Here is a 3,652-nt window from a genome sequence, read left to right as displayed (position 1 = left end):
AAAAATTCCAATCTGGTATTAGATGTTTCCGGTGCAAATATAAGCAACAACACTAATATTCAGGTACACGAAAGAAATGGGACAAATGCACAAAAGTTTAAATTAGTACAAGTAGATGTAGATTTAGCAATATCTTATCATCAACAAAATCAATCAGAACGAAAATCTGAAAATACTTTAATTAAATAATCTTATTTTAAATCTATAATAATAGCATAAGACCCCCATGCCTGTTTAATTTAATAGACATGGAGGTCTAAAAATTATGAACTAGGTTTAGGGTTTCTGTCATATTAGTTTAGAGGTTTGTGTTATTGTACATTACAATGGGGGGGATATAAAAGCAATATTAATTTTACATTAAATTCGAGTTTAATTGATAATTGATGATTTATATTTAAAATAGTATAATATATATGAATTTATATTATTTTTATGTTTAAAATGAACAGCTAAGGTTTGAATTTAAAAATAGTAATACATATTATAGGAGTGTTTAATTTGGAAAAAGAACAGACAATTGCATATCCTCAATTTAGAAGTTTTATGAAGTCCCATTTAACATATTCACAAATATCAGGATATAAAGCATCAATTGATGAAATAAAAAAAGATATTCGAAGTATAGATTTAACTACAGCATTAATTATTTTATCGAAATTCTCAGTATTAAATAATGCTGGAAAAAATGAACTTAAAGAAAAATTGAAACCTTTTATTAAAAATATGGATTTAGAGATTAAAGAAAAAACAGAACCATATGATTTATTAAATATTATGTACTCAATAAAATGGTTTTTGGCATATGGAGAAAATAAACCAGTCATATTTGAATATAAAAAGCCCTATCCAGAATTTTTACATGTTTTTTTAACTCTATTGAAAATTACTGATTATATGTTTATGTTCGAGTCGGCCGATAGCTATGAACAGGCAGAGGATTTTATTCTAAAATCAACTCTTTTTAATAGAGATCCCGAAGTAGATAAAGCGTTATTTAGACAAGATATAATGTTTAATCACCTTGCTAAGGATAATGCTATTTGTAGTCCTAAGGAATACATAGATATACATCAAATTTTTGAAAAGCATTATGGGTATACCATATTCCAATATGTTACTACCCTATTTACTTTAAATACCCCATGTATTACACAGATAAGCCTAAATAACATAATGCATTCTGGGGATTGGGGAATTAATATAACTAACTTTTTCGATCCAGTATCTGATCAAAAAACAGCAATAAATATTACTAAAGAAGTTTGTCGAGATATAGATTCTTTGAAACAATGGGCATTAAATACTATTAATAATCCATTTGATTATGAAGAAATATTAGCAACACCATTGTTTAAATCAAATGAAAAAATATATCCTTTTTCTCCAAGTTATATGGGAATGGCCATATTTGATGGACTTTCTTTTAAACTCAATAATTGTTGTCGGAAAGAAAAAAAGGAATTCTTCCCCTTTTTCGGAAGACTTTTTGAATCATATGTTTCTGCAATTTTAGAGAAGGCAATAAATGAAGCGGAAATTGAAGAATATAAATATATAGAAGAATTTAAATTTGGAAATGAAAATAAAGATTCTTCGGATGCATATATTTTATTAGGTAAATCACTACTTATAATAGAGTGCAAAAGTGGCAGAATACGAAAAGAAACAAAAATCCTAGCAGATCAGACTACTTCTAGTGATGCATTTCAAAAGTATGTACTTGGTCCAATAAAACAAGCAAATGATGCTTTTGAGGCAATTTTAAATACACCGAAAAATAATATATTCGATAATGTAAAAAATGTTTATATTTTATCTGTTTCTATGCAAGCTTTTCCTAGAATACCTAAGTATCATAAATCACTAAAAGAAGAAAAATATGTTAATTCATTAAATTCAAAAGTTAAGTTTGTAGATTATATTGGATTATCAGATTTAGAATTATTAGCGTATATTATTAGTAAACATAATAAATCTATATTTAAGTTATTAACCAATAAAAAGAAAAATGACGACTATCTTCCCTTTTCACATTATTACTATAAAGAATATGGGGGAATTAAGAGAATTGATTATTTAACAAAAGTACTAGAACCGTTGTTTGAAGGAATGAGAGAAATATTATTTCATAAGGAGTAAATTATCAATTAAAATTGTATTTAATGTAAAATTAGACAAATTTAGACAAATTAGTACATTGATTATAAAACTTCAATGTACTGCTTTAAAGTTTGAGGTGAAAAATTTGAGCGATCGAGAAAAACAAGTGTATCAAGGACGTGTAGAACGTCACAAAGAAAAAATGCCCTGGTATATCGTTGAATATATTGAAGAGAAAACGAACCTCTCCCCTGCTACTTTGTATGGATATTTAATTGAATATGAAATGTTTTTACAGTGGTTAATCTCTTCTCGTCTTGCTGTCGCAGATGGAAATGTTGTAACGAAAATACATGAGGTACCAATTGAAACGTTGGAACACCTTCCTCTTAAACAAGTAAAAAGGTTTAAGAGTTATTTAGAGAGACAAGGTAATAAAACAAAGGCAGTTATACGGACATTTTCAGCTCTAAAGTCATTATTTAACTACCTAACAAGCAACACCGAAGATGATAATGGAGAATGTTACTTTTATAGAAATGTTATGGCCAAAATGGAAATTCATAAAGAAAAAATTGATGCTGCAGCGAGAGCAAAAGAAATTTCAGAAGTTATTTTTCACAATAATGATGACATTAAATTTATGCGCTTTTTATCTAATGAATATGAGCAAATGCTGCAGGAAAATGCTCCTGGTAAGTTAAGATTCTTCAAACGCGATAGAGAACGTGATATTGCTATTCTAAGTTTAATCTTAGGTACAGGCCTTCGGGTATCTGAAGCAGCTAGTTTAACTATTTCTAGTATTAATTTTCGTACTCGTTACATTAAAGTTGTTCGAAAAGGAGATAAAAAATCATCTATTTTGGCTACACAAACTGCCCTAGATGATGTTCAAGAGTATCTAAAAGTCCGTACTGTGCGTTACAAATGTCCTGATGATGAAGACATTCTATTTGTAACGAATTATAAAGGCTCGTATGCGCAGATTTCTGTTAATGCTATACAAAAACTCACAGAGAAATATACTAGAGCATTTGACGAAAAAAAGAGCCCGCATAAGTTGCGTCATACATACGCAACTAATCATTACAACGAAAATAAAGATCTTGTTCTCTTAGCAAACCAAATGGGACATAATTCAATCGAAACAACATCTTTGTATACAAATATCGATGATTCCAAGCGTCGTGAAGCTATTGAACGTTTGGAAAGACGTCAATTAGAGGAAGGTAATGAAGCTGATAGATAATGTAAATCTCCCATTCTAAAATTCATAATTTTTAAACCTCCATGTCTTTTTATATGTAAAGACATGGAGGTCTTTTATTAATGTTATAAACATATATACAAATTAATTATTTGATTTTACATTATTTCTATATTCTTGTTCTGATGAATTTTGCTGTTGATAAAATATTGCTGAATCTACATCTACTTGTACTAATTTAAACTTTTGTGCATTTGTCCCATTTCTTTCGTATACCTGAATATTAGTGTTGTTGCTTATATTTGCACCGGAAACATCTAATACCAGATTGGAATTTTT

3 protein-coding genes and 1 pseudogene are annotated in these 3,652 nt (G+C 28.5%); 3 read left to right on the top strand and 1 reads right to left on the bottom strand.

Annotated features, from left to right (window positions below; all coding sequences use genetic code 11):
* The 3 genes and pseudogenes from CER22_RS33560 to xerS all read left to right on the top strand — a co-directional run.
* Positions 1-189: pseudogene (locus CER22_RS33560) on the top strand (RICIN domain-containing protein); the annotation flags it as partial.
* 312 nt (positions 190-501) lie between these two features.
* On the top strand, positions 502-2,142 hold the full coding sequence (locus tag CER22_RS30705; protein WP_088610474.1) for a hypothetical protein: 1,641 nt from the start codon (positions 502-504) through the stop codon (positions 2,140-2,142).
* 106 nt (positions 2,143-2,248) lie between these two features.
* On the top strand, positions 2,249-3,355 hold the full coding sequence (xerS, locus tag CER22_RS30700; RefSeq protein WP_088610473.1) for a tyrosine recombinase XerS: 1,107 nt from the start codon (positions 2,249-2,251) through the stop codon (positions 3,353-3,355).
* Between the two features lie 102 nt (positions 3,356-3,457).
* Here the strand turns inward: xerS and CER22_RS30695 are convergent.
* Positions 3,458-3,652: RICIN domain-containing protein (locus CER22_RS30695; protein WP_142293613.1), on the bottom strand; the 195-nt coding region annotated here is incomplete at its 5' end.

Source organism: Bacillus sp. K2I17 (genome assembly GCF_002209985.1).
Classification (GTDB): Bacteria; Bacillota; Bacilli; order Bacillales; family Bacillaceae_G; genus Bacillus_A; species Bacillus_A wiedmannii.
The sequence above is the reverse complement of the archived record's forward strand: the minus strand, read 5'-3'. Positions and strand labels throughout refer to the sequence as shown.